At 55.3% G+C, this 24,562-nt stretch carries 24 protein-coding genes; 7 read left to right on the top strand and 17 right to left on the bottom strand.

Annotated features, from left to right (window positions below):
* Positions 1–389: 389 nt before the first annotated feature.
* The 7 genes from GBEM_RS21230 to GBEM_RS09565 form a co-directional block, all read right to left on the bottom strand.
* Positions 390–1,193 (bottom strand): hypothetical protein, encoded by an 804-nt coding sequence (locus GBEM_RS21230; protein ID WP_012530346.1) that lies wholly within the window; start codon positions 1,191–1,193, stop codon positions 390–392.
* 826 nt (positions 1,194–2,019) lie between these two features.
* Positions 2,020–2,394: a hypothetical protein gene (locus GBEM_RS09580; protein WP_012530344.1), complete on the bottom strand. Its 375-nt coding sequence runs from the start codon at positions 2,392–2,394 to the stop codon at positions 2,020–2,022.
* Between the two features lie 96 nt (positions 2,395–2,490).
* Positions 2,491–3,456, bottom strand: coding sequence for a hypothetical protein (locus GBEM_RS21225; RefSeq protein ID WP_012530343.1), 966 nt, complete (start codon positions 3,454–3,456; stop codon positions 2,491–2,493).
* 213 nt (positions 3,457–3,669) lie between these two features.
* Positions 3,670–4,053, bottom strand: coding sequence for a hypothetical protein (locus tag GBEM_RS21220; protein WP_148212904.1), 384 nt, complete (start codon positions 4,051–4,053; stop codon positions 3,670–3,672).
* A 74-nt stretch (positions 4,054–4,127) separates the two neighbouring features.
* Positions 4,128–4,844 (bottom strand): hypothetical protein, encoded by a 717-nt coding sequence (locus GBEM_RS09575; protein WP_012530340.1) that lies wholly within the window; start codon positions 4,842–4,844, stop codon positions 4,128–4,130.
* Between the two features lie 145 nt (positions 4,845–4,989).
* Positions 4,990–5,178 (bottom strand): hypothetical protein, encoded by a 189-nt coding sequence (locus GBEM_RS09570; protein WP_041262716.1) that lies wholly within the window; start codon positions 5,176–5,178, stop codon positions 4,990–4,992.
* Between the two features lie 55 nt (positions 5,179–5,233).
* The gene (locus tag GBEM_RS09565) at positions 5,234–6,052 is read right to left on the bottom strand and encodes a hypothetical protein (protein WP_012530339.1); all 819 of its coding nucleotides are present in this window, start codon (positions 6,050–6,052) and stop codon (positions 5,234–5,236) included.
* Positions 6,053–6,417: 365 nt separating this feature from the next.
* On the opposite strand from GBEM_RS09565, the gene GBEM_RS09560 reads away from it, so the two are divergent.
* The 3 genes from GBEM_RS09560 (at position 6,418) to GBEM_RS09550 (ending at position 8,167) form a co-directional block, all read left to right on the top strand.
* Positions 6,418–6,843, top strand: a complete 426-nt coding sequence (locus GBEM_RS09560) for a type II toxin-antitoxin system RelE/ParE family toxin (RefSeq protein ID WP_318842311.1) — start codon at positions 6,418–6,420, stop codon at positions 6,841–6,843.
* A 10-nt stretch (positions 6,844–6,853) separates the two neighbouring features.
* Positions 6,854–7,156 (top strand): HigA family addiction module antitoxin, encoded by a 303-nt coding sequence (locus tag GBEM_RS09555; protein ID WP_012530337.1) that lies wholly within the window; start codon positions 6,854–6,856, stop codon positions 7,154–7,156.
* Positions 7,157–7,555: 399 nt separating this feature from the next.
* Positions 7,556–8,167 (top strand): fibronectin type III domain-containing protein, encoded by a 612-nt coding sequence (locus GBEM_RS09550; RefSeq protein WP_012530336.1) that lies wholly within the window; start codon positions 7,556–7,558, stop codon positions 8,165–8,167.
* A 362-nt stretch (positions 8,168–8,529) separates the two neighbouring features.
* On the opposite strand, the gene recG is transcribed toward GBEM_RS09550, so the two are convergent.
* From recG to pyrR, 9 genes are all read right to left on the bottom strand, one after another.
* Positions 8,530–10,848, bottom strand: coding sequence for an ATP-dependent DNA helicase RecG (recG, locus tag GBEM_RS09545; protein WP_012530335.1), 2,319 nt, complete (start codon positions 10,846–10,848; stop codon positions 8,530–8,532).
* Between the two features lie 57 nt (positions 10,849–10,905).
* A complete protein-coding gene (locus tag GBEM_RS09540; RefSeq protein WP_012530334.1) occupies positions 10,906–11,100 on the bottom strand; it encodes a DUF1858 domain-containing protein in 195 nt (64 codons plus the stop codon).
* A 125-nt stretch (positions 11,101–11,225) separates the two neighbouring features.
* Positions 11,226–11,702, bottom strand: a complete 477-nt coding sequence (gene greA / locus GBEM_RS09535; RefSeq protein WP_012530333.1) for a transcription elongation factor GreA — start codon at positions 11,700–11,702, stop codon at positions 11,226–11,228.
* Positions 11,703–11,811: 109 nt separating this feature from the next.
* Entirely contained in the window at positions 11,812–15,060 is a 3,249-nt protein-coding gene (gene carB, locus GBEM_RS09530; RefSeq protein ID WP_012530332.1) for a carbamoyl-phosphate synthase large subunit, read from the bottom strand.
* Positions 15,061–15,280: 220 nt separating this feature from the next.
* Positions 15,281–16,210 carry a radical SAM protein gene (locus GBEM_RS09525; RefSeq protein ID WP_012530331.1) on the bottom strand — a complete coding sequence of 310 codons (930 nt, stop codon included), beginning with the start codon at positions 16,208–16,210 and terminating at the stop codon, positions 15,281–15,283.
* Between the two features lie 125 nt (positions 16,211–16,335).
* Entirely contained in the window at positions 16,336–17,460 is a 1,125-nt protein-coding gene (carA, locus tag GBEM_RS09520; RefSeq protein WP_012530330.1) for a glutamine-hydrolyzing carbamoyl-phosphate synthase small subunit, read from the bottom strand.
* Between the two features lie 107 nt (positions 17,461–17,567).
* Positions 17,568–18,842 (bottom strand): dihydroorotase, encoded by a 1,275-nt coding sequence (locus GBEM_RS09515; RefSeq protein ID WP_012530329.1) that lies wholly within the window; start codon positions 18,840–18,842, stop codon positions 17,568–17,570.
* Positions 18,843–19,141: 299 nt separating this feature from the next.
* On the bottom strand, positions 19,142–20,074 hold the full coding sequence (locus tag GBEM_RS09510; RefSeq protein ID WP_012530328.1) for an aspartate carbamoyltransferase catalytic subunit: 933 nt from the start codon (positions 20,072–20,074) through the stop codon (positions 19,142–19,144).
* A gap of 96 nt (positions 20,075–20,170) precedes the next feature.
* Positions 20,171–20,704, bottom strand: coding sequence for a bifunctional pyr operon transcriptional regulator/uracil phosphoribosyltransferase PyrR (gene pyrR / locus GBEM_RS09505; RefSeq protein WP_012530327.1), 534 nt, complete (start codon positions 20,702–20,704; stop codon positions 20,171–20,173).
* Between the two features lie 587 nt (positions 20,705–21,291).
* Between pyrR and yhbY the strand changes: the two genes are divergently transcribed.
* Positions 21,292–21,594: a ribosome assembly RNA-binding protein YhbY gene (gene yhbY / locus GBEM_RS09500; protein WP_012530326.1), complete on the top strand. Its 303-nt coding sequence runs from the start codon at positions 21,292–21,294 to the stop codon at positions 21,592–21,594.
* A gap of 163 nt (positions 21,595–21,757) precedes the next feature.
* On the opposite strand, the gene GBEM_RS09495 is transcribed toward yhbY, so the two are convergent.
* Entirely contained in the window at positions 21,758–22,909 is a 1,152-nt protein-coding gene (locus tag GBEM_RS09495) for a deoxyguanosinetriphosphate triphosphohydrolase (RefSeq protein WP_012530325.1), read from the bottom strand.
* A gap of 231 nt (positions 22,910–23,140) precedes the next feature.
* On the opposite strand from GBEM_RS09495, the gene rsmD reads away from it, so the two are divergent.
* From rsmD to GBEM_RS09480, 3 genes are read left to right on the top strand one after another with little or no spacing between them, the layout of a single operon-like run.
* Positions 23,141–23,722 (top strand): 16S rRNA (guanine(966)-N(2))-methyltransferase RsmD, encoded by a 582-nt coding sequence (rsmD, locus tag GBEM_RS09490; protein ID WP_012530324.1) that lies wholly within the window; start codon positions 23,141–23,143, stop codon positions 23,720–23,722.
* Positions 23,713–24,198 (top strand): pantetheine-phosphate adenylyltransferase, encoded by a 486-nt coding sequence (gene coaD / locus GBEM_RS09485; RefSeq protein WP_012530323.1) that lies wholly within the window; start codon positions 23,713–23,715, stop codon positions 24,196–24,198. The genes rsmD and coaD overlap by 10 nt, the downstream gene beginning before the upstream one ends.
* 39 nt (positions 24,199–24,237) lie before the next feature.
* Positions 24,238–24,432: a DUF1858 domain-containing protein gene (locus GBEM_RS09480; RefSeq protein ID WP_041262715.1), complete on the top strand. Its 195-nt coding sequence runs from the start codon at positions 24,238–24,240 to the stop codon at positions 24,430–24,432.
* The last annotated feature ends 130 nt before the right edge of the window (positions 24,433–24,562 follow it).

Here is a 24,562-nt window from a genome sequence, read left to right as displayed (position 1 = left end):
GTGCTTCTAAGGGTGAAATACAGGGAGTTTTTCCGGTATTGTCGTGTCATTACAGCATCCTACCTTGGTCCGACCCCGCCACACCCGTTCCCTTGGTCCGACCCCGCCACACCCGTTTGGTTTTTATCGTGTAATCATAACACGTTACCTTGGTCCGACCCCGCCCCGACCCCGCCCCGACCCGCCATGCCTTATTGGCCCCATTTTGCCGGTAAAAAGGTGCTTCAAAGGGTGAAATACAGGGAGTTTTTCGGGTATTGTCGTGTCATTACAGCATCCTACCTTGGTCCGACCCCGCCACACCCGCTTCGATTCATCTGTCACCAAGATCTCTATCTGTATAGCCAACGGGGCTGAGGCACCACCGGCTTGACCGGTGTTGCCGATGGTTAGTCTTTTTTTCCAATTCTTGTGCCAGCTGGGAGCTGCGAAACTCCTTTGATTATTGTGTCCATACCAGATACGATGCACTCATCCAGACCTTCGCACGACACAATCTTGTAGCCCCGAATTTCTTTGTCGATGTCAATCAACACACTCGGGGAGCCAATTAAAAACAATTGTTCCGAACAAGGTTTGGCCCATCCACTGTTGATCTGATTGATCTCATCTTCCCCCAAATTAATATTTTTGAAATGGGTGGGAAGATCAGGTTCAATTCCAGCGTCAATTCTGGCAATTTGAGCATTCAGTGCTTCCTGAAGGCTATCGCTGGACGAAATTGGTGCTGACTCGTAATAATAGATGCACGAAGCAAAGACCAAATACGAGTGAATCGTGTTTTCCACCATCGCAATCACTAATTGCTTTGAAAAATCAGTGACGTTCATGCCCGCCCCAATCGCTGCAGGCATTTTACAATCTGTCGGATACATATTAACTGATTGCTGTGCCGTGATCTTTTTGAAAAAATCAGTAGAGAGAGAAGGGGCATCGAGAGAGTTGCAAAAGAATATATGTGGGGGAGGCCATCGCTTGCATTTTTTTTGGACTTCTGTAATTACGCTGTTAACCAATACGTCATACTGCTGTGATGCAAAGTTAGCGTCTTGCAACTGAAATGGTGCCGGTTTGTCAAAAGGAGTTCCGCAAAGGAAGATCTTATAATCTGAAGTCAAGTAAATACCAAGCCAGTCTGACCGAAAAATATTTCGTAATTTATTGTTGAAGCCTTCAAGGAATCCAAAACTCAAAATTTACCCCCGCTAGTTTCTTCTTCTATGGTGTTTCTTCCTTTATGCATAACGGGCGGGAGTTGACCGGGCGGCTTTTCGGGCCGGTCCAACTGCCTGGTTGGGACTTTGTTCGCCGTGACAATCTTGAAAGTCCCCTTTTCGCCATCAAAAAGCAGCTTTTAATGCTTAAATTTAGGTCGAATATGGGTTGTTTGATAATAGTCCCAGAGAGTTAGCTTGGTCCGACCCCAATTCAACACTTTTTGCCAACGTCTTCGAGCCTGACTAGCGGCTTTAGCTGAATGGTATTGGCGAGTGTTGGAATCCAAGGCAGCCTTATCACCTAAAAAGATTTATTCTGAGGTCATTGCAAATGTGACGTAAGCTTTGATTATGAGTATCGACTGTGATTTTTTTGTTCTTGTACTTATTGATCAATAGATTAAGCAATTGTGTCATATACCCGCTATTCCGGATTTTTTCTTCCGTATAGCAGACCCAAATTGTTATTTCCTTCCCGGTCACCTCGTACATCAGGTAAGCCTTGTTGTGTATTGCTATGACTTCATATTTCGTAAATTTATTGAACGATTGATCTAGATAAATTTCCTCAAACTTATAGGTTTTGACCATTCCGTCGTTTTCGAATCGGGCACGTTCATTTACAAACTTCATGGCTCCGCATTCGTACGTAATTCTCGCAAAATCGATATCCGATTTTTCACAGATACATACGAAGTCAGTCAAATTGTTAGTGGTAACCATTTCTTTCATTCTTATTTCCAACGGGGCCGGCCTTGACCTGCCAGGCTTTATCGGGCTGGTCCAAGGCCGTGGTTATGCTTCAAAGCTCGTTAACAGCTCCACCTTTAGCCATTACGAAACCGGGTAATAGGATGTACCCAATTCTGTAGATTTTTTCATCAATCTTGCCAGAAGAGTAAAGTCCGAGCAAGGCTCCTATCACCAGCAAATTGAACTTCTTTTCCTGCGCAGAGTCTCCCAGGCCAGCGCACTCATCTAGGTAATTCTTGGCGATCTTATAATGGTCATGATTCCAGTTTTCTGTCCGATCATGGTAAGAGAAACCCACAATGGCCATTCGGATGAATTCATCATCTTCCGCGTTGGGTGTTTTGAGAGTTACAGCTACTTCACAGCAAACTCTGTAGCAACGCCAGAGTCGCTCAAACTCATCAAAAAGATCAGACTCTGTCATGTTCATTTCCCTGCATAACGGGGTGCCCCCATGACCCGCCCGCCCTAGTTTTTCGGGCGGTCGGCGTCCATGGGGCTTGTTGGAACATTTGCTTTTTCAGCTTCCATCCAAACCAGAGGGGGTACCATTTAAAGACTCGGTAAAAGTTAAATGGCTGAAATTGTTTTTGACCAGTTGCTGTATTGAAGCTATCACCACTCGTCCTGCCAATGCCACACAGTCAACATCATCTGATTCATCCCAATCCCATAGTGACTGATCTAATACCTCGTTATGCATTGGGTGTGGAATTTTCATTCTACCGTGGAAAAACGAACTGCGAATGTCATAGAACCGTGAGAGTTTTTTCTTTACTGCGGCTGTTGGCATTCCATGCAATAATGCAATTCTCTTCGTGATAGCGCTTTTGATATTGAAGGCTGGAGTATCATACAGGCCTTCTAGAGCATAAGATATCCACAGAACACCATCAAGGAGCCATTCATTTGTGGTAGATAAATACAAAAAGGAAAAGAGTGTTTTGTCCGTTCTGGTAGTTGCAATTTGTTTGATACCATAACCGACTTTTTCAAGCCAAACCTTAACATCATTGATATCTAGATTACAGATTTCGGGCCAATTTGAATTTTTTGTAGCTATCATAAGACCATAGGTATCGCCTGAAAGCATAAATTTATTGTTGATTTCAGCAAGTGACGAATGCTTGAGTTCTGAGCTATAAAAGCTGATGCATCCTGGTGATGCAATATTAGCAGCCAGAAAAACATAATGAATGTATGCATCTATTAAATGGGAGTAGTGTCGAGTCCTTATTGTATCGTCTTTAATCGATTTTTTGGTACAACCACTAGCAATTATGGTAATGGTGGTCGGGTTACCTGGTAGTAACTCCGCCCATTCAACTTCAATAATTGCTTTACAATTACCAGAGGCAAGAGTCACACAACCAAAGCTTTCAGTTATCTTTTTAAGATACTGTGGGCATACATGGTGCAGATTGAAGTCACCATTAAGGCATACGCCAGACAGGGTGAATTTTTCGGGATTAATACGCCTCTTCATTTTAGGACACATATCGGGACAGGATTGCAAAACTGGAAAGTGAATCGAAAGCAGTTATAAGTTTGCAACTTTGCAGTCCTGACCACACGTGTTTCCATAATAGTTCGCATCTCGACGGTTCCTTATTTCGTTTCGCCAACGGGCCGGGCCTTGACCCGCGCCGGGGCGCTTCTCAGCCCCGGTCGGAGTCCAAGGCCCTGGTTGTGTACGGACTTACTTTCGGAACATGTTTACGAAGTGGATTCCCATGCCTACAAAACCCGTTCCAATACCAGTGGCAGCAAGTATGAAACCGGCAGATTGGGAAGTATAAACTGCGACAATACAACCGCTTGCTGCCACACAAAAGCCAATAACTCCGATTCGTAACCCTAGTAATTTTTTCGGTGGTGTAGTGTTTTCTAATTCCTTCGTTTTGGTATTTAATAATGCACCGATGCCGACGGCTATAGCAGCGATAATCCCTCCGAAGGCGGCTGAATATCTTTGATCAAAATCTGCGACTTTGCCGATTGATGCACCGAAAAGAGCCGCGACAGAGATGATGAGTATCCGTGGGATAATTGAGTTTTTCATGGTTCGTTTGTTTTCAATCATTGCACAACGGGCATGGCTTTGACCTGCCGGTTTTTCCGGGCAGGTCGTAAGCCTTGTTGGCGTCCCCCGCCGTGTTACTTCTCTTTGAGTCCAGACTCAGATTTTTCAAGAGGTTGAGTTCCAAATCCGGGGCCTTTGTTATATCCGCCCCGCTCCGAATCATAAACTCTGCCACCTCGGATTACAGATTCAGAGTGTTCAGAATTTGTTCCCGTCTGGTTTGAACCAGTGTTCCCAGTTTTATTCTCGTTGTCCTTTGCCATAAAGTTGCTCCTTTCCTTGTTGATGATGTTATAAGAAATGTGACCGAAAGCTATAACTAAGAAAATAATGGATATTATCATCAAAACACTGCCAAACTTAATGAGCCTTACCTTTGATCCGGCAGCCTCAGCGTTGTATTTAATGCATTCATAATAGTCATGGGACAGGTTATACATAACTTCTTGTTTGTCCATCTGAAATGCTTTGTCAGATAATAGTGCATTATGCGCTATTTGCTTAAAGGTTTTGATTCTGAAGGCCAAAAGAAAGCTAATAATAGCTGCTATCAAGAATAGGAATGAGTGGGATAGAATAATTAGGATTGTCGCTTTTGGACCCGCTGAATCGACAATGGCCTTAAGCAACAGCATTAGAGCAGAGGCAAGGACACCAGAAACAGCAAGTAGCACTTGAACTTTTGTTTCAAGGTGCTTGTTCCGATTCTCTTCCCCTTCGTACTCCTTTTGAAGTGTGGGGAAAATAGTCTCTATCCCATCGTTATATGGCTTTTTTTCATTTGGCTCCATTTGCTCCCTCTATTTTACGTCGACCAGCGCATGGCTGGCCTTCTGCAAACCTATATCAGCCTATTCATTGCTCACAGACCCTCACATACCTCCATCAAACCAGGCAGCTGGCATAGCCGAAAAACTAGAACCACTCAGAAATACTTTAAAAACTGACTGTCTCATTTTCCAATATGCGCCCAAGCCTAACTAACATATACCCATTTTTTGCTACTTCTTTTTTTGCGATTTCATAGATTTGTCCTTCATCGTCCGTCTGAATTAAGAGTTTTACCGTGCCTGTTGCTTTCCTATCAGTTGGTTTTCTGACAAAACACTCAACAATGTAGTTCACACTATCCTCCTAGGTTTGCTTGTAGTCTTTAAGTATATTTTGCTTGGGGCGCATATTACTGAACAAGAACGTCGGAAACTGTGGTACCAAAGTAAAAGTCATAAGCCTGAGCCAGCACAACTACGGCTGGCTTTAGGGTTGGCAATGTTTGGAGTGCCGCCACAAGCATCATTATGTAGCCTTGAAGTTTAAATACATTTACGCTTTCCTGATCGAGTTCTTTGATGCCTTCATCAATAGTGTCAATTATATCTAGTTTGTTAGCTATGTCTTCACCAGTGAGTACTGACTTTAAATTTTCGAGCGCTTTTAACAGGTCTTCTTTGCTCCCAACTCCATTTTGTGATATTTGAGCAGTCATATTACTACCTGATTGAATTGCACCTATTGTTCCATAGTTATAAAGCGTCAACGTTTGACTGGTGGAATTGGAGGGAACTTTTTTTGTCAGCGTGAGGATGCCTATCTGAGCATCAATTTGGTCTAGGCCATCCGATATAGCGACCTCGAGCATTGATGTTGGGTCGAATTTACCAATCATCGGCCTATCAGTCACTGTTTTTAACCTTTGCAAGTCAGACTTCATGTGATCCCTTGCGATACCAAAAAATTCATCTCTTGTTTCAGGGATAAATGAAAGTACCCCGCGTTCTGCAAGATCTGAGAACAAGTCACAAATTTTCTGACCTCTGTTTTTTATATGTTTGCAGCACATTTCTGCCACCATGCGAAGAGCCATAGGGCTTACAATGTTTCGTCTAGCAAAATCATTGTATATTTGGGCTGCTTCAACTTCAATTTCGCTTCTACTTGACTGGATTAGGTCGCCGAGTCTTACACTCAAGATCTTTAATACCTCGCGGTCAAGTCTCATAACATGTCTCCTAATGGCCAACTATGTAATTAGAGGGAAGTTGCCGTCATCCCCCCTTGTCGCCGCTCAACATTAAATTTTTTTACCAAACCAATTGACGTAACCCACTGATATGGCAGACTGTAGCGACCGGATTTTGCGCCAATTGGGGGGATGGACAGAAAACCGTCCATCCCCCCTCCTCCCCCTGAATCGACTCTGCAAACGATATCAATATGTATATTTCATTTGACGCAACTTAAACAATCGCAATATATAGACATCTATCATCCATGTCAAAGGTCAAGTGATGAATGGTATCCCTGAACCGATCTTGTCGGCGTTTATGGCCCTTCTGAAGCAGTCGAGGGTCCCGCCGTCAAGTCATGCGGAGTACTTGCAGTGGCTCAGGTATTATCTTGCCTTTTACGACAGATATTCACCTCCCGAGGCTAAGTCCGACCGCCTCCCCCCGTGCTTTCCTCAGTTCAGAATTGACACCCATAAACAATTTGTTTACAGTTGACGCAATGATTGTATCGTTTGGCAACAAAGAAACCGAAAGGCTCTATACTACGGGTAAGTCTAAAAAGCTTCCTCCGGACATCCTCGCTCGTGCGGCCATGCGTCTGACGCAGTTGGACAGCGCACGCGAAGTCACGGATTTGCTGATGCCGCCTTCGAATCGGCTCGAAGCTCTTTCCGGAAACAGGGCCAGACAGTGGAGTATAAGAATCAACGACCAGTGGCGAATTTGTTTTTCCTTCGCAGATGGTGACGCCACCCTAGTCGAGATAACCGACTATCACTGAGGAGACCCTTATGTCCTATACAAATAATCTGCCTCCCATTCATCCTGGAGTATTCTTAAAAGAAATACTTGATGACCTTACCGTCACGCAGACTGCTTTTGCCAAAGCTATCGGCGTTTCTCCTATGCGAGTTTCGCACGTCATCAAGGGTACACGCCCTGTGACTGCGGAGTTGGCCTTACTCTTCGGCAAAGCCTTTAGTCAGACGCCGACGTATTGGATGAATCTGCAAACCAGCTTCGATCTGAAAACAGCAGAAAAGGAACTCGCACAAAAGGTGCGCCAAGTACATCCGCTCTCGCAGGCAGCGTAGCCGACTATCTTCTTCAAAAAGGCAAAAGGCGGAACACAGAGGGCACTGAGGTCCACGGAGGTCACCGAGGTTTTCAGGTAAAGACAACAGAAAAACAGATTTGAAATTAAGGGGACAGGCGCCTCGCTTCATGCGACAACGCCTGTCCCCTTTTTGCGTTTTCAGCCGTGGTGCTCTTGGTGCCACCCGGTGCCACCCGAAGCCTTTTTGATTAATCTGATGTTATCCGCGACGTTTCCGTCCAATCCGTGTGCAATGCCTTTGACTTTTCGCTGTTGAGGAACACTGGGGCAGGTGATATTGGAAAGGCTTCGAGTTAAATTTTGGGGTGCGACTTGCTTTGCCGGAAGGCAGGGTTAAGATGTTGGAGATTTTTAACCCAACAACGGAGGTACCTCTATGAAAAACCTATTTGGTGGGGGAAGCGACGAAGAGGTGATTCGCTTGGCAGGAGAGTTTTTGACTAAGGACGCTGTCGTGGAAAGTATCTTCACGGTGCTGCCGAACCTTCAGAAGCTCAAGTTCTCCCATGATCGTCACCTGGGCCTGTTCAACGAGGTCCTGGGGGGCAACCGCGAAAAGGAGGGAGAACTGCAAGCAGTCAGGCAAGAAGTCAGCGCCCAGTTGGGACTCTTCCGCGGAATGGCGCTGTTGGCTGGGACCCAGGACCCTACCATTCCCCAAAAGCTCGGGCTGCAGCAACAACAGCCGATAACAAAGCGTACAGCAGGCATTTTGACCGCGCCGGAAAACAGCAGAATGGTCTATGACGGACATACTATCGTGGCCAGAGCGAATGCTGTCAAAGGCGCCAAAAGCTACGAGGTGTGGGGCTGCGATGGCGATCCTATGACGGAGAGCAACTGGAGACACCTCACTACCTCCTGTCGGGTGAACCGGATCGAAATAGCAGGCCTTACTCCCGGAAAGATGTTCTACTTCAGAATCAGGGCGATCGCGCCCTCCGGCCCGGGTTCCTGGACGAATTTTATGAGCATGATGGCCATCTAACTATCGTCGCCTATAGAGCTGTCCACCATCGCCTGGTCTCATATCCGACTCGAGCAGGCGATGGTGACTTTCATTCCAAACATCCTGCATTAAGAAGGACTCGCCCCAAAACCTGCCCATCAAAACCGACAAAAACCTTCCAGTTTTTTTTCAAACCACCACCGTTTTTGAAAAAAGATGACCAAGTTGTTCGACGACTTGACCAAGTTGTTCGAGGACTTGCCTAAGTTGTTCGAGGACTTGCCTAAGTTGTTCGAGGACTTGCCTAAGTTGTTCGAGGACTTGATCAGGTTGTTCGAGGACTTGACCGAGTTGTTCGGAAAATCGACCTAGTGTTACAGGACTCGACCGAATTCAGCGAGTCACCCGATGCTGGCGAGCTCCAACCTCCCGCCCCAGCGGAGCATCATTTCCCCGCGCAGACGTTCGTGTCCGGGCGCGGACAGCTCCGGGTCGCGCTCGACCAGGGCGAAGGCGTCTTTGCGCGCCTGCTCCAGCACGCCGCCGTCCCGCAGGATGTCCGCCACCCGCAATTCGGGAAGCCCCGCCTGCCTGGTGCCCAGGAAGTCGCCGGGTCCCCTGATCTGAAGGTCGGCCTCGGCGATGACGAAGCCGTCGGAGCTCTGCACCATTACCTCAAGACGTTTCTGGCCGTCCTCGGAGAGCTTGTCCCCGGCGAGCAGGATGCAGCGGGAGCGCTCGCTGCCGCGCCCCACCCTCCCCCGCAACTGGTGCAGTTGGGAAAGACCGAACCGCTCGGCGTGTTCGATGACCATTACGGTGGCGTTGGGGACGTCGATGCCGACCTCGATGACCGTGGTGGCGACCAGGATGTCGGTAGTCCCCGCCTTGAACTCCTTCATCACCGCTTCCTTCTCGGCGGCGGGCATGCGCCCGTGGAGGACGGCGACGCGCAGGTCCGGAAAAACATCCTGCGCCAGGTGCTCGGCCATTTGCACTGCAGCCTTCAGGTCGCTCTTCTCGGTCTCCTCGACCAGGGGATAGATGACGTAGGCCTGCCTCCCCTTCGCCGCCTCCTCCCTCACCAGCGCGTACACCTCCTTGCGGCGCGACTCGCGCACCATCCGCGTCTCGATGGGGGTCCTCCCCGGCGGCAACTCGTCGATCACCGAAAGCGAGAGGTCTCCGAAGACGGTCATGGAAAGAGTGCGCGGAATGGGAGTCGCCGTCATCACCAGGATGTCGGGGTTCGCCCCCTTCTTCTTCAACTGGGCGCGCTGCACGACGCCGAAGCGGTGCTGCTCGTCGATGATTCCCAGCCCCAATCGGTGGAATTCCACCTTCTCCTGGATGACGGCGTGAGTCCCGACCACGATCTGGGTGGCGCCGGAGGCAATTTTTTCCAGCGTGTCACCCTTCCCCTTCACGCTCGCAGTCAGGAGCGTCACGCCTATGCCCAGTTTCTCGCAGTAGCCATGGATGTTCAGGTAGTGCTGTTCGGCTAGAAGCTCGGTGGGGGCCATGATGGCGACCTGGTAATCGTTTTCCACGCAGACGAGCGCGGCCATGAGGGCGACGAGCGTCTTGCCGCAGCCCACATCCCCCTGCACCAGCCTGTGCATCGGGTGGGGCGACATCATGTCTTCCTTTATCTCGGAGAGTACCCGTTTCTGAGCAGCGGTCAGGCTGAAGGGGAGGAGCTTTAGGAGTTCCTTGGTGTAGCGGTGGGTCACCTTGAAGCTGATGCCGTCCTCTACCGCGATGCCGCGCCTTTTAAGGGCGAGCCCCAACTGCAGGAAGAAGAGCTCGTCGAAAGCGAGTGAGCGGTGTGCCGAGCTGCGGCCGCTGTTGAGCGCGGAAAGGTCGCTGTCCTGGGCAGGAAGGTGCGCCTCGCGTAGCGCCACGGGAAGCGTGAGGAGCTTGTGGCGCTGCAGAAGCTCGTCGGGAAGCGCCCCCTTCACGTAGCGGCTGTAACGCTGCACGGCGTCGCGCATGATGCGGCGCATCACCTTCTGGCTCACCCCCTCGGTGAGCGGATAGACCGGAAGTATGCTGCCGAAGTTGTCGGGGTCGCGCGCCATCACCTGGGAGAGGTCCTCACCCTCCGCGGCCCACTCGACCTCGGGATGGTGCATCTCGCGCTGGAAGCCGAACTGGGCGACGTCGCCGATGAAGATCCCCTGCCTACCGGGAACCAGCTGTTTCTTCAGGAAGTTCGGGTGGAAATGGAACCACTTGAGCGGCAGGCTACCCGTTTCGTCCTTGACGATGGCCTCGAAGTAGCGCCGTCCCCCCTTGGTGGTTTGCGCCGCGGCCGAAACGACGGTGGCGAAGAAGGCCTCGCTGTTGCCGGGGCGCAGTTGCGCTATCTTCTTTAGTTCGCGGCGATCCTCGTAGCGGTTGGGGAGAAGATAAAGCGCATCCTCGACCGTGTCCAGCCCCTTTTTGGAAAGGGTGGCGGCAAGCTTCGGCCCTACCCCCTTGATGCTCTGCATCGGGGTCTTCAGTTCTTCGGGGACGGTTACCTGCGCGACGGCGGCTGCGGGCTTTGCTGCGGGGGGGGTAGAGCGTGTTTCTTTGGCTGATTTTTGCTTGGAGATACGTAGGGTCCCATCGACGACCTCTACGCTCACCAGGTCCCCCGGGCGAAGCTTCAGATCATTCCTGAGCTGTTCCGGAAGCGGGATGGACCCGTCTGGCGCGAGGGTTATCGTCGGCATGGGGAGAGAGGGTAAGAGCGCCTGGCGCGGGAAAACCGCGCCAGGCAGCGGAAACTGCTAGAAAAGCTTGTTGATGTCGGCGACGATCTCGTCCACGCTGATGCCGTGAGCGGCGCAACCCTGCTCCAGGGACTCGTTCTGTGCACCCATGCAGCCGATGCAGCCGAGGTTGTATTTGGCAAGCACCTTGACGACGTCCGGGTGCATCCTCATTACTGCGGCAAAAGTCATATCCTTGGTTACCTGAGACATTTAATCCTCCTGTTACGCGCTTGGCGTATTGATCCTTCTCTGCTGCCGGACGGGGCGCACCCTGTCCAGTCCTTGATCCGGCCTCCTCCGCGCCTCGCAACTAGCGAAACGCGAAACTGCCGGCGCTATTCGTAGCGGATCTCGATGATCTCGTACTCTTTGACCCCCGCGGGGACGCTCACCCTGACGCTGTCGTCCAGCTTGTGCCCGATGAGGGCCTTGCCGACCGGGGAGGTACAGGAAATCTTACACTGCTTGATGTCGGCCTCGTCCTCTCCCACGATCTTGTAGGTGAGTTCTTCCTCGGTCGCCGTGTCGTAGACCGTCACCGTGGCGCCGAAAACCACCTTGTCCGGCTTCAGGTTGGAGAGATCGACCACGTAGGCCCGTGCCAGCTTATCCCCCAGCTCGAGGATACGGCCTTCGATGAAACCCTGACGGTTCTTGGCGGCATCGTACTCCGCGTTTTCGGAAAGATCACCATGGGCCCTCGCCTCGGCGATATCCTGGATCACCTTGGGGCGCTCTTCCTTTATCAGGCGTTTCAGGTCTTCCTGAAGGGCCTCGTAACTCTCCTTGGTCAGTGGAACTGTCTGAGACATCGGTATTCTGCTCCTGTTGATGAACTTGTAGGGGGGCCGTTTGGCCCCCCGTTGGTCAGCGTTTTCGATTTTTAAGGGAGCGCAGGCATCACGCTGCCGGGTCCATCGGTTATTTCAAGTAGTGCTGGATCGAGTTGACTTCCAGCTTCGACTTGGACATCGCTATGATACCGTCTACGGCAGCTCTCGCGCCGGAGGCTGTGGTGTAGTAAGCGACGTTGTTGATCAGAGTGTTCCTGCGAATCGAGTAGGAATCGGCAACGGCCTGCGCACCGTGGGTGGTGTTGATGACCATGCAGATCTCGTTGTTCTTGATCGCATCGACTATGTGGGGGCGTCCTTCGATTACCTTGTTTACTACCTGAACGGGGATCCCTTTTTCCTGCAGATAACTCGCCGTGCCGCGCGTAGCAACCAATTCGAAGCCCTGATCATACAGTCTTTTTGCAGCGCTGACAATATGTTTTTTGTCCGTGTCCTTCACTGAAATGAACACTTTACCGGAAGTCGGGAGCTTCACGTTGGCCCCCATCTGCGCCTTGGCGTACGCCTTGGCGAAGGTGTCGCCGATCCCCATGACCTCGCCGGTCGACTTCATCTCCGGTCCCAGGATGGTATCGACGCCGGGGAACTTGGCGAAGGGGAAGACGGATTCCTTGACCGAGATATGGACCGGCACGATCTCGTCGGTAACCCCCAGCTCGGCCAGGGTCTTGCCCGCCATGACGCGCGCGGCGATCTTCGCCAAAGGCCTGCCGGTCGCCTTGGAGACGAAGGGCGAGGTGCGCGAGGCGCGGGGGTTGACCTCGATGATGTAGATGTCGTTCCCCTTGACGGCGAACTGCACGTTCATGAGCCCCTTTACGTTCAGCTCCAGCGCCATCATCTTGGTCTGGCGCCTGATCTCCTCGACGATCTCCTTGGAGATGGAGTAAGGCGGCAGCGAGCAGGCCGAGTCGCCGGAGTGGATACCCGCCTCCTCGATGTGCTCCATGATGCCGCCGATGACGGCGACTTGGCCGTCGCAAAGGGCGTCGACGTCGATCTCGATCGCCTCGTCCAGGAACTTGTCGATCAGGATCGGGTGCTCGGGCGAAGCCTGTACCGCGGTGTGCATGTAGCGGCGCAGGTTGTCCACGTCGTACACGATCTCCATGGCGCGTCCGCCGAGAACGTAGGAGGGGCGCACCACGACAGGGTAGCCGATACGCTCGGCGACCACCTCGGACTCCTCGAAGGAGCGGGCGGTGCCGTTTTCGGGCTGCCTGAGCTTGAGCTTTTGCAGCATCTCCTGGAAGCGCTCGCGGTCTTCGGCGCGGTCGATGGCGTCGGGCGAGGTGCCGATGATGGGAACCCCCGCCTTCTCAAGAGCCACGGCGAGTTTCAACGGAGTCTGGCCGCCGAACTGCACGATAACGCCGGTCGGCTTCTCGACGTCCACGATGTTCAGCACATCCTCGAAGGTGAGCGGCTCGAAGTAGAGGCGGTCCGAGGTGTCGTAGTCGGTGGAAACGGTCTCCGGGTTGCAGTTGACCATGATGGTCTCGTAGCCGTCCTCGGAGAGGGCGAATACGCCGTGCACGCAGCAGTAGTCGAACTCGATACCCTGGCCGATTCGGTTGGGTCCGCCGCCGAGGATGATGATCTTCTTCTTGTCGGTGGGCTCGGCCTCGCACTCCTCCTCGTAGGTGGAGTAGAGGTATGGGGTGTGTGCCACGAACTCGGCTGCGCAGGTGTCGACCCTTTTAAAGACCGGCTTGACCCCGACCGACAGGCGCAGTTGGCGCACCTCGGCTTCGGTTATCTTCCAGAGCTGGGAGAGGAACTTGTCGGAGAACCCGTAGCGTTTCGCGTCCCAGAGGATGTCGTGCAGCTTTTCGCCGGATTCATTCTTGATGTTGATCTGCTTGAGCTCCTCCTCCATCTCGATGATCTGGCGGATGTTGTTCAGGAACCAGGGGTCGATGGCGGTAAGGGCATAGATCTCCTCCACGCTCATGCCGCAGCGGAAGGCGTCGCCTACGTACCAGAGGCGGTCGCAGTTAGGGGTCCTCAACTTGTCGTTCAGGAGGTTGCGCTCTTTTTCGGTGAGCGCGCGGCGGGTGTCGCCGCCTACCCCGAAGAACTTCGACTCGAAGCCGCAGGAGCCGATCTCCAGCGAGCGGAGCGCCTTCTGGAAGGACTCCTTGAAGGTGCGGCCGATGGACATGACCTCGCCCACCGACTTCATCTGGGTGGTGAGGGTGGCGTCGGCAGCGGGGAATTTCTCGAAGGTGAAGCGCGGGATCTTGGTGACCACGTAGTCGATGGTCGGCTCGAAGCAGGCCGGCGTCTCCTTGGTGATGTCGTTGGTGATCTCGTCCAGGGTGTAGCCGACGGCGAGTTTGGCGGCGATCTTCGCGATCGGGAAGCCGGTCGCTTTCGAGGCGAGCGCCGAGGAGCGGGAGACGCGCGGGTTCATCTCGATGACGATCAGTCGGCCGTTTTTCGGATTGGTGCCGAACTGGATGTTGGAGCCGCCGGTGTCGACGCCGATCTCGCGGATGATCTTCAGCGAGGCGTCGCGCAGGATCTGGTATTCCTTGTCGGTGAGGGTCTGTGCAGGCGCCACCGTGATGGAGTCGCCGGTGTGCACGCCCATAGCGTCGAAGTTCTCGATGGAGCAGATGATGACCACGTTGTCGGCGGTATCCCTCATCACCTCCAGTTCGTACTCCTTCCAGCCGATCAGCGACTCCTCAACCAGGATCTCGTCGGTAGGCGACGCCTCGATGCCGGCCATGGACATACGCTCGTACTCTTCCATGTTGTAGGCGATGCCGCCGCCGGTGCCCCCCAGGGTGAAGGAAGGACGGATGATGGCCGGGAAGCCGACGAACTTGATGACCTCCATCGCCTCCTGGTAGTTGTGGGCGAGACCCGATCTCGGCACGTCGAGGCCGATTCTCACCATGGCCTCCTTGAACAGGGTGCGGTCCTCAGCCTTCTTGATGGCCGGCAGTTTCGCGCCGATCAGCTCAACCCCGAACTTCTCCAGGGTGCCGTTTTCCGCTACCGCCACGGCCGTGTTCAGCGCCGTCTGCCCCCCCAGGGTCGGGAGCAGCGCGTCGGGGCGCTCCTTCTCGATGATCGCCGCGAGGATCTCCGGGGTGACCGGTTCGATATAGGTGAAGTCGGCGAAGTCCGGATCCGTCATGATGGTAGCCGGGTTGGAGTTCAGGAGCACCACCTCGAACCCTTCTTCCTTGAGCGCCTTGCAGGCCTGGGTACCGGAGTAGTCGAACTCGCACGCCTGGCCGATGACGATCGGGCCTGCGCCGATAATGAGGATCTTCTTGATGTCTGTGCGTTTAGGCATTGAAATCTCCCTGGAAAAACCGTTCAACGTTCAACGTTCAACGTTCTGTTTAAATCATAAAAACTGTTCTACGTTCTATGTTCTACGTTCTGCGTCTAATCTAAAAACGTTCAACGTTCAACGTTAAAGTCACTTTGTTGCCAAACAAGCCGCACGGATCCTGCGCCAGGAAATCCAACTTTTGCTCCAACGTTGAACGTTGAACGTTGAACGGAAGTTCTCACTCCGGTTCTTCCTGGACCCAGCCATTTTCCAGATCCAGCTCTTCCAGCGCCTCTACCGCCTCGGCGTACTCCTCTGCGGTTATCCTGCGCTCTATGCCGGGCGTCTCTGCCGCCGCATGCGCCGGGAAGAACTGGCTCATAAGCGCTATGTGCGTTTCGGCGCCGAGGTTCTCGGCGATCCACTCAAGCGTCTCCGCGCTCCCCGCCTGCCCCTGCGGCAACACCAGGTGCCGGACTATGAGTCCCCTCTCACCGATGCCGTCCTCGTCGCAGCGAAGCTGCCCCACCTGCCTCAGCATCTCGGCAAGCGCCTGGCGGTTCGCTTCGGTGTATCCCGGCGCCCCGGAAAGCCTCACCGCCACCTCGTCGGAGCAGTACTTCATGTCCGGGAGGTAAATGTCAACCACCCCGTCCAGAAGCGCCAGCGTCTCAAGGCTCTCGTACCCGCTCGTGTTCCAGACGATGGGAAGCGTGAACCCCTTGCGGATGGCCAGGTAGAGGGCGGCCAGGATCTGCGGCGTGAAGTGCGTCGGGGTGACGAAGTTTATGTTGTGGGCACCCTTTTGCTGCAGCCCGAGCATCTTCCCCGCCAACTCCCCCGGCGTCAGGTCCTTGCCGTTACGCAACTGGCTGATGGGGAAGTTCTGGCAGAACTTGCAGTTCAACGTGCACCCGGAGAGGAAGATGGTCCCGGAGCCGCGCGTCCCTGAGATGGGTGGCTCCTCTCCCCGGTGGACGGCGGCAGAGGCTATGCGCACCGTCTTCGCGCTTTTGCAAAGGCCGCTCACGCCTGCCAGCCGGTTCACCCCGCAGGCATGCGGGCAGATGTCGCAGGCGACCAGGCGGGCATATGCCGCCTTGATGCGCCGCGCCAGCTCGCCGCTGCGGTAAAGCTCGAAATACCGCCGATTCGTCTTTGAAGCCAACCCGTCACCTTCATCCCCTAGCTAAGGGGGTCTCTCTATCCCCCCTCCCCTTGCGGGAGGGGGTTAGGGGGTGGGGGCAGTCGCCATCGATGACCAAGCCGCCGGCTCCTCCCCTCTGTCCTTTCCTACGCCTTATGCTTCTCCATCATCTCGACGAACCTGTCGAACAGGTAGTGCGAGTCGTGCGGCCCGGGGGACGCCTCGGGGTGGTGCTGCACCGAGAAGATGGGGAGGGTCTTGTGCGCCATACCTTCGACGGTCTGGTCGTTCAGGTTCTCGTGCGCCAAGCCGGCGACGTTGCTAAGCGACAGGATATCGACGGAGAAGCCGTGGTTCTGGGCGGTGATCTCGACCTTTCTCGTGGCCATATCCATGACCGGAAGGTTGGAGCCGTGGTTGCCGAACTTGAGCTTGATGGTGCGGCCGCCCAGGGCAAGGCCCATGAGCTGGTGTCCAAGGCAGATGCCGAAGATCGGCTTCTTGCCGACGAATTTCTTGATGTTCTCGATGACTTCCTTCATCGGCTCAGGGTCGCCCGGGCCGTTGGAAAGGAAGATGCCGTCCGGATTCATGGCGAGCGCGGACTCCGCAGGGAAGGTCGCCGGAACCACGGTGACGTCGCAACCGGCGGAAACCAGGCAGCGCAGGATGTTCAGCTTGATGCCGAAGTCGTAGGCCACGACCTTGTACTTCAAATCCTTGCGGTCGACCTGCGGGTAGCCGCTCTTCAGGTCCCACAGACCTTCGGTCCAGTGGTACGGGGCGCTGCAGGTGACGCCGGTGGCAAGGTCCAGACCGCTCATGGAGGGGATGGCGCGCGCCTTCCTGGCCAGGCTCTCCGGATCGAAGTCGATGGTGGAGATGATGCCGTTTTGGGCCCCCTTGTCGCGCAGGTGGCGGGTCAGGGCGCGGGTGTCGATCCCCTGGATGCCGACGATGCCGTTCTCCTTGAGGTAAGCGTCCAGGCTCATGGTGGCGCGGTAGTTGGAATAGCAGTCCAGGTACTCCCTGACGATGAAGCCGGACAGGTAGAGCTGCCCGCTTTCCACATCTTCCGGGTTGATGCCGGTGTTGCCGATCTGGGTGTAGGTCATGGTGACCATCTGCCCCTTGTAGGAAGGGTCGGTGAGGACTTCCTGATAGCCGGACATGGCGGTATTGAACACCACCTCGCCGCTTGTTTCGCCCGTCGCACCGAAGGCCTTACCCTTGAAAATCCGGCCGTCCGCCAGAGCAAGTACTGCTTTCATGTTTCTTCTCCCAAGTCCGTTATATTTCTGCCGCGCAAAAAAGCGCAAATTTCGTTTTAACTTCCCCCTCCCGTCAAGGGAGGGGGAGCATGTGGCGCGAGTCAATCTTACGCCTGGTACACCACCTGCCCCTTCACGACGGTGTAGACCGCCCTCCCCTTCATCTTCCAGCCAAGGAAGGGGGAGTTCTTGGACTTCGACTCCAGCTTCGCCGCCTCTACCTGCCACTCCTTGGCCGGGTCGATGATGGTGACGTCGCCCACGGCCCCGACCTTCAAGGTGCCGCGGTCGAGACCGAGGATCTTCGCCGGGGTGCAGGACATGAGCGACACCAGCTGGTTCAGGTCCAGGCGCCCCTCTTCGACGAGCTTGAGCGAGAGGGAAAGCGAGGTCTCAAGGCCTACGATGCCGTTCAGGGCGACGTTGAATTCCACGTCCTTCTCGTCCGGGTGGTGCGGCGCATGATCCGTGGCGATGGCGTCGATGGTGCCGTCGGCAAGGCCGGCCTTCATGGCCTCGACGTCTGCGGCGCTTCTCAAAGGCGGGTTCATCTTGGCGTTGGTTTCATAGCCGCGCACCGCCTCGTCGGTCAGGGTGAAGTAGTGCGGCGCGGTCTCGCAGGTGACCTTGACGCCGCGCGCCTTAGCGTTGCGGATGATGCGGGCCGATCCCACGGTGGAGATGTGCGCTATGTGCACCGGTGCTCCTGCGAACTCGGCCAGGTACACCTCGCGGGCCACTGCGATGTCTTCGGCAGCCCAGGGGATTCCCTTCAGTCCCAGCTCGGTGGAGACGAACCCTTCGTTCATGACCCCTTCGCCCACGAGAGCCAGATCCTCGGAGTGCGAGATAACGGCGATGCCGATCCCTTTGGCGTACTCGAGGGCGCGGCGCATCAGCTCGGAGTTGCAGACCGGCTTGCCGTCGTCGGAAACCGCGACGCAACCAGCTTCCTTGAGCTCGCCCATTTCGGCGAGGCTCTCACCCTTGCCCCCCTTGGTGATGCAGCCGATCGGGAAGACGTTGACCAGCGCCTCGCTTTTGGCCTTGTTGATGATGTAGGAAGCGATGGCCTTGCTGTCGATGACCGGCGAGGTGTTCGGCATGCAGGCAACCGAGGTGAAGCCCCCCGCCGCAGCGGAGCGGCTACCGGTGGCGATGTCTTCCTTGTACTCCAGGCCCGGGTCGCGCAGGTGCACGTGCATGTCGATGAGCCCAGGCGTCACGATCAGCCCGCTGGCGTCGATGGCCGGAGTTCCCTCCGGCGCGGCAAGCCCCTGCCCCAGTTCGAGCACGACGCCGTCGGCGATCAGGACATCGAGGTTCGCATCTATCCCCTGAGAGGGATCAATCACACGCCCGCCTTTTATCAAAAGATTCATCTCTTACCCCCCTAAAAAAGGTTCAACGTTCAACGTTCAAGGTTCAACTGACGGTTCTGTCTGTGGCACCCGAACCGGGACGGCTCCTCCATCCAGTAAAGGCGCCGGTTCAACATCCGGTTTTGCCTAACGTCGAACGTTGAACGTTGAACGTCAGTTTGGTAGGTTCAACGTTCGGCGTTCAATGTTCAAGTTGCGGCACTGCCTATGGCGTCAAACGTGGTACGGCTACTTCACTCGTGAGGCGCCAATTCAACATCCGGTTCTGCCAAACGTTGAACGTTGAACGTCAGCTTGGTTTACTCCACCGGCTCGCCGCCGCAGACGTGGTACAGCATCGCCATGCGCACCGCCACGCCGTTTTCCACCTGGGTCAGGATGGCGGACTGGTCGCAGTCGGCAACCGAGGAGGCGAGCTCGACGCCGCGGTTGATGGGACCCGGATGCATGACGATGGCGTTCTTCTTGGCCAGGCCGAGCACCTCGGGGTTGAGCCCGAAGTAGCGCGAGTACTCGCGCATGCTGGGGAGCAGGGTCTTGCCCTGGCGCTCCAACTGGATCCTCAGCATCATCACCACATCGGCCTTGTCCACGGCCTCCCGCATGTCCTTGCAGACCGTGACGTTGCCAAGCCGCTCGATGCCGACCGGCATCATGGTCGGCGGACCGGCGAGGAATACGTGGGAGCCCATGGTGGTGAGGCCGTAGATGTCGGAGCGGGCCACGCGGCTGTGGGTGATGTCGCCGATGATGGCTACCTTCAGCCCGTCCAGCTTGCCGAACTTCTGGCGCATGGTGAGCATGTCCAAAAGACCCTGGGAAGGGTGCTCGTGGGCGCCGTCGCCGGCGTTGATGACCGAGCAGGAGACCCGCTTGGCTAGGTATTCATGGGCGCCGGAAACGGCGTGGCGCATCACGATGATGTCGGGCTTCATGGCGAGGAGGTTGTTGGCGGTGTCGGACAGTGTCTCGCCCTTGACCACGGAACTGGTGGACGCGGTGATGTTCACCGCATCGGCGGAAAGCCTTTTGGCGGCAATCTCGAACGAAGTGCGGGTCCTGGTGGATGCCTCGTAAAAGAGGTTGATCACCGTTTTGCCGCGCAGCGTCGGCACCTTTTTGATGTCCCGCTGGTTGATCTCGCTGAGACTGTCAGCCGTGTCCAGAAGGAGCGTGATCTCCTCCTTGGTCAGATCCTTCAGGGCGATGATGTCTTTATGCCTGAAACCCATGGTCCCCCCCTCGGTTTGCGGAGCGCACCGGCGCGCTCCAGCGTTAAAGCAAAACGATATCAATTTATGGCTTTCCCCCCGTAGAGGAGGAAGTTTTTATTTCTGCAGGATCACTTCCGTCGGCTTGTTGCCGGCATCGAAAGCGACGACGATGTTCTCGCTCCTGCTGGTCGGGACGTTTCGTCCCACGAAGTCGGCGCGGATCGGGAGGTCGCGGTGCCCGCGGTCCACCAGGACGGCGAGCTGGATGCAGGAGGCACGCCCTTGGTCCATCAGCGCGTCCATGGCGGCGCGGATGGTGCGCCCGGTGAAGAGCACGTCGTCGACCAGCACCACCTTCTTCCCCTCGATGGAGAAAGGAAGCTCGGTTTTGCCGACCGGCAGGTGCTCGGCGTGCCCCTTGATGTCGTCGCGGTACATGGTGATGTCCACCGCTCCGCAGGGGACCTCGACCCCCTCGATCTCGACCAGGCGCTCGGCGAGTTCCTGTGCCAGGAAGACGCCGCCGGTCCGGATCCCGACCAGGACGAGCCCTTCGACCCCCTTGTTCTTCTCAAGCACCTCGTGGGCTATCCTGGTGAGCGCCCTTTTGACGCCGCTGCCGTCCAGAATTACCGTGTTGTCAGCCATAATAACCCCCTGTTATCGGCATAAGAGCCTGTTCTGAAGCAGTTTCGGGTCCGACCTAGTTTCAACTAAAAAGAGCCTTTCCGCGCGTAGGGGCGAAAAGGCTCTTCCTTTAAATAGTAAAAGAGTGCTTTATGCTCACCTTTGCTAACCTCACGGGGCTAAATTAAAAGGCAGGGAATAAATTTGAACCAAACTAACACCGAGGCCGGTGAGAGTCAAGGCGAAAGTTATAAGAAACAGATTGAGATTAAGGTTAAGATAAAGTAATGATCCCCAAATCTTAGAACCTTCGCCACAGAGGACACGGAGGACACAGGGGCAGCACAGAGTAAGACCCAAAACCCACAGGAAGGGTAAAACCTTAAGGCGTAAAAGCACTCACCACAGAGGACACAGAGGAACACGGAGTAAAAACAGAAGCAGGAAAACCACAAGCTTCTGGGTTTACCCCGAAGGCCTTGGGTTTATCCGAAGTTATCCGTCATTTCCGTTTAATCCGTGTGCAAGGTCTTTCTGGTTTGCCTTACCCTGGGCAAAGTGCTATAAAGCTCGCACCGTTTCGGAATATGGATAAAAGGAAGAACTAGATGTTGACAGGTAAACAGAAGAGATTTCTCCGGGCGCTCGGACATGGCCTGAAACCGGTGATCCAGGTTGGAAAGAGCGACGTGAGCGAGGCGCTGATCCGCGAGACCGGCGAGGCGCTGGCTAGCCACGAGTTGATCAAGGTGAAAGTGCTGGAGAGCTGCATGATGGACCGCCACAGCGTGGCTGAAGAACTCTGCAACGCGTGCCAGGCCGACCTGGCGCAGGTGCTGGGGCGAACCCTGCTCCTCTACAAGCCGGCCAAGGAACCTAAGCTGGAACTCCCCAAGACGGAGAAGAAGTAGGCAAAGGCACTCACCACAGAGGTACACAGAGGAACCACAGAGGAAAGACAAAAGGCTAAAGCCTTTGATTTTCCCTAAAAACGCTTTGTGATTTTCCTGCTTCTGTTTTTCCTCTGTGTTCCTCTGTGTCCTCTGTGGTGAATGATTTAATGATTTTAAGGTTTTAAACCCTCTCGTACGGCTCGAACAGCCTCTTGAACTCGTCCAGCGCAAACCTGTCGGTCATCCCGGCTATGTAGTCGCAAATCACCCTCTCCCTTCCGTCACGTTCCATCTTCACCTGGTGCTTCATGGGCAATAGCGTCGGGTGCTTGATGTACATCTCGAAAAGCTCGGCAAGATAACGCTCGGCCTTGACCCTCATCCGCTCTACCTTGTAATGCCGGTACAGGTTCTGGAACAAAAAGCGCTTCAACTGGGCGTTCCTGTCTGCCATGCCGGGACTAAAGGCGACGACGGGAAGGTTCACCCGCTTCAAATCCTCCTGGGTCTCTATCTTGAGCGTCCGCAGATTCTCGGCCGTGGTGTTGACCAAGTCTGTGATCAACACACCGATCAGGGCGCTGACGGTCTGGCAGACGCCGCGGTCGATGTCGATACCGGGATACTTGGCAAGTATCTTCTCGTGTACCTCGCTCCAGAGCTCGACATTCTTCAGCTGGCTCAGGTTTATGTAGCCGGACTTTAGCCCGTCATCGATGTCGTGGTTGTTGTAGGCAATCTCGTCGGCGAAGTTGATCAGTTGCGCCTCGATGCTGGAAACTGTGCCAGGGAGGAACTCCTGGTAGATGGAGGCGGCAGGGGTGTCGTACTGCGAGGAGTGTTTGACTATCCCTTCGCGCACCTCCCAGGAAAGGTTCAGCCCGTTGAAGTGCGGGTGGCGCTCCTCGAGTTCGTCGACCACCCGAAGCGACTGCAGGTTGTGCTCGAAACCGCCCGCCCCTTCCATGAGCCGGTTCAGCACCTCTTCGCCGGTGTGGCCGAAGGGGGTGTGCCCGAGGTCGTGGGCAAGCGCCAGGGTCTCGGTCAGCTCCTCGTTGAGCCCGAGTCTCCTGGCTATCCCCTTCCCTATCTGCGCCACTTCGAGGGAATGGGTGAGCCGGGTGCGGTAGTAGTCCCCTTCGTGGTTGACGAAGACCTGGGTCTTGTACTCCAGGCGCCTGAAGGCGGCACAGTGGATGATGCGGTCACGGTCCCGCTCGAAGGCGGGCCTGTTGTCCCGGAATTCCTCCTGGTACCTGCGCCCCTTGGAACCGGCGCTGGTCGCAGCGTACCCCGCCAGGTCGGCCCGTTCCATGGCATGCCCCTCTCTCATTCGCACCCCCTGCTCAAGTGAGCTAAAAGTCTGTAATTTATATACACGCTGGCAACAGTGTCAACAGCAAAGTTGATTGACGTGATGGAAGCATCGTGCTAATAGAGCTTCTGCGTTTTGTATTACTTTTAACTATATGACTGCCCCATCCCGAAAACAGAGACATAAGCTGCATCGATGAGGAAGGAGCATGTTCATTCATATGAAATACAGTAACCGGAAGTTCTTTGCATGCGGGTGATCGCGGGTGAGGCCCGAGGGCGCCAGCTCTTCGCCCCCAAGACCATGCGGGTACGCCCTACCTCGGACCGGGTCAAGGAGGCGCTCTTCAGCATACTCTTGAGCCGGCTGGGCGACCTGGGCGGCATGAGGGTTTTGGACGTCTTCGCAGGGACCGGGAACCTCGGCATCGAAGCCTTGAGCCGCGGCGCCGATTGCGCCGTTTTTATCGACGCGCACCGGGAATCGGCAGAGGCGATCCGGAAAAACCTGGAGACGACCAGGTTCACGGAGAAGGGAAAGGTCGTGACGCAGGAAGCGGCGGCGGCGCTCAAGTGGCTCGCGCGCGGCGAGAAGCCTTTCCATCTGGTCTTTCTCGATCCACCCTACGGCGAGGGGCACACGGAGCGGGTGCTGGAGCTTCTCTCCTCCTCCCCCCTCATCGATGCAGGCTCGACCGTGGTCGCCGAGTTTGCGGCCAAAGAAGAGATCCCCCGCAGTTTCGGCAGGCTAACGGAGATCGAGCGACGCGTCTACGGCGACACCGCCCTCTCCTTTTTAACTATTTCGGACAGAGGTGAAACGTGCCCCTGAAGCTGGCTGTATATCCAGGCTCCTTCGATCCCGTAACCTACGGGCATCTCGACATCATCGACCGCGGCCTTAAGATCTTCGACGGCGTCATCGTGGCGGTGGCCCGCAACTCCGAGAAGAACGCGCTCTTCACCGTGCAGGAGAGAATCGAGCTTTTGACCGAGATCCTGAAGGACCGCCCGGAGGCCAGGGTGGAGACTTTCGACGGGCTTTTGGTGGACTACGTGCGGCGCGTCGGCGCCTCCGTCGTCATACGCGGCCTGCGCGCCGTCTCCGACTTCGAGTTCGAGTTCCAGCTGGCCCAGATGAACCGCAACATCACCCGCGACGTGGAAACGTTGTTCATGATGACTTCCGTCCCTTACAGCTACCTCTCCTCTTCCATAGTTAAGGAGGTAAGCTGCCTGAACGGCCCGGTGGACAAGCTGGTCCCGCCGCTGGTGAAAAGCGCGCTGGACGCGAAATTCAGGGGCTGATCGGCATCGACCAGACGCTGCACCTTCTCGGAGGCCCAAGTGATCAGGAAAGAAATGACCATCAGCGAAATCCTCAGGCGTTACCCCGAAACCCTCCCGGTCTTCGAACGCCACCACCTTGATTGCTACGACTGCCAACTGGCGGATTTCGAGCAACTGGAGCACGGGGCGACGGTGCACAAGATCGACGTCGAATCCCTCTTGTGCGAACTCAACTGCAACATCAAGAAATAGCACCCCCACTTCCCTTTGATCCCGTCCGCTCGTGACGGGCAAGGCCGCCCCACGCACCGGACGACCGCCGTTTCCCTGCGCCCCTCATAATTTCCGGACCGAGGCAGTTTCACTTAGCCGCCGCTCGCCG

The sequence above is a fragment of the Citrifermentans bemidjiense Bem genome, assembly GCF_000020725.1.
GTDB classification, from domain to species: Bacteria; Desulfobacterota; Desulfuromonadia; order Geobacterales; family Geobacteraceae; genus Geomonas; species Geomonas bemidjiensis.
This window is presented reverse-complemented; position numbering and strand designations above follow the sequence as displayed.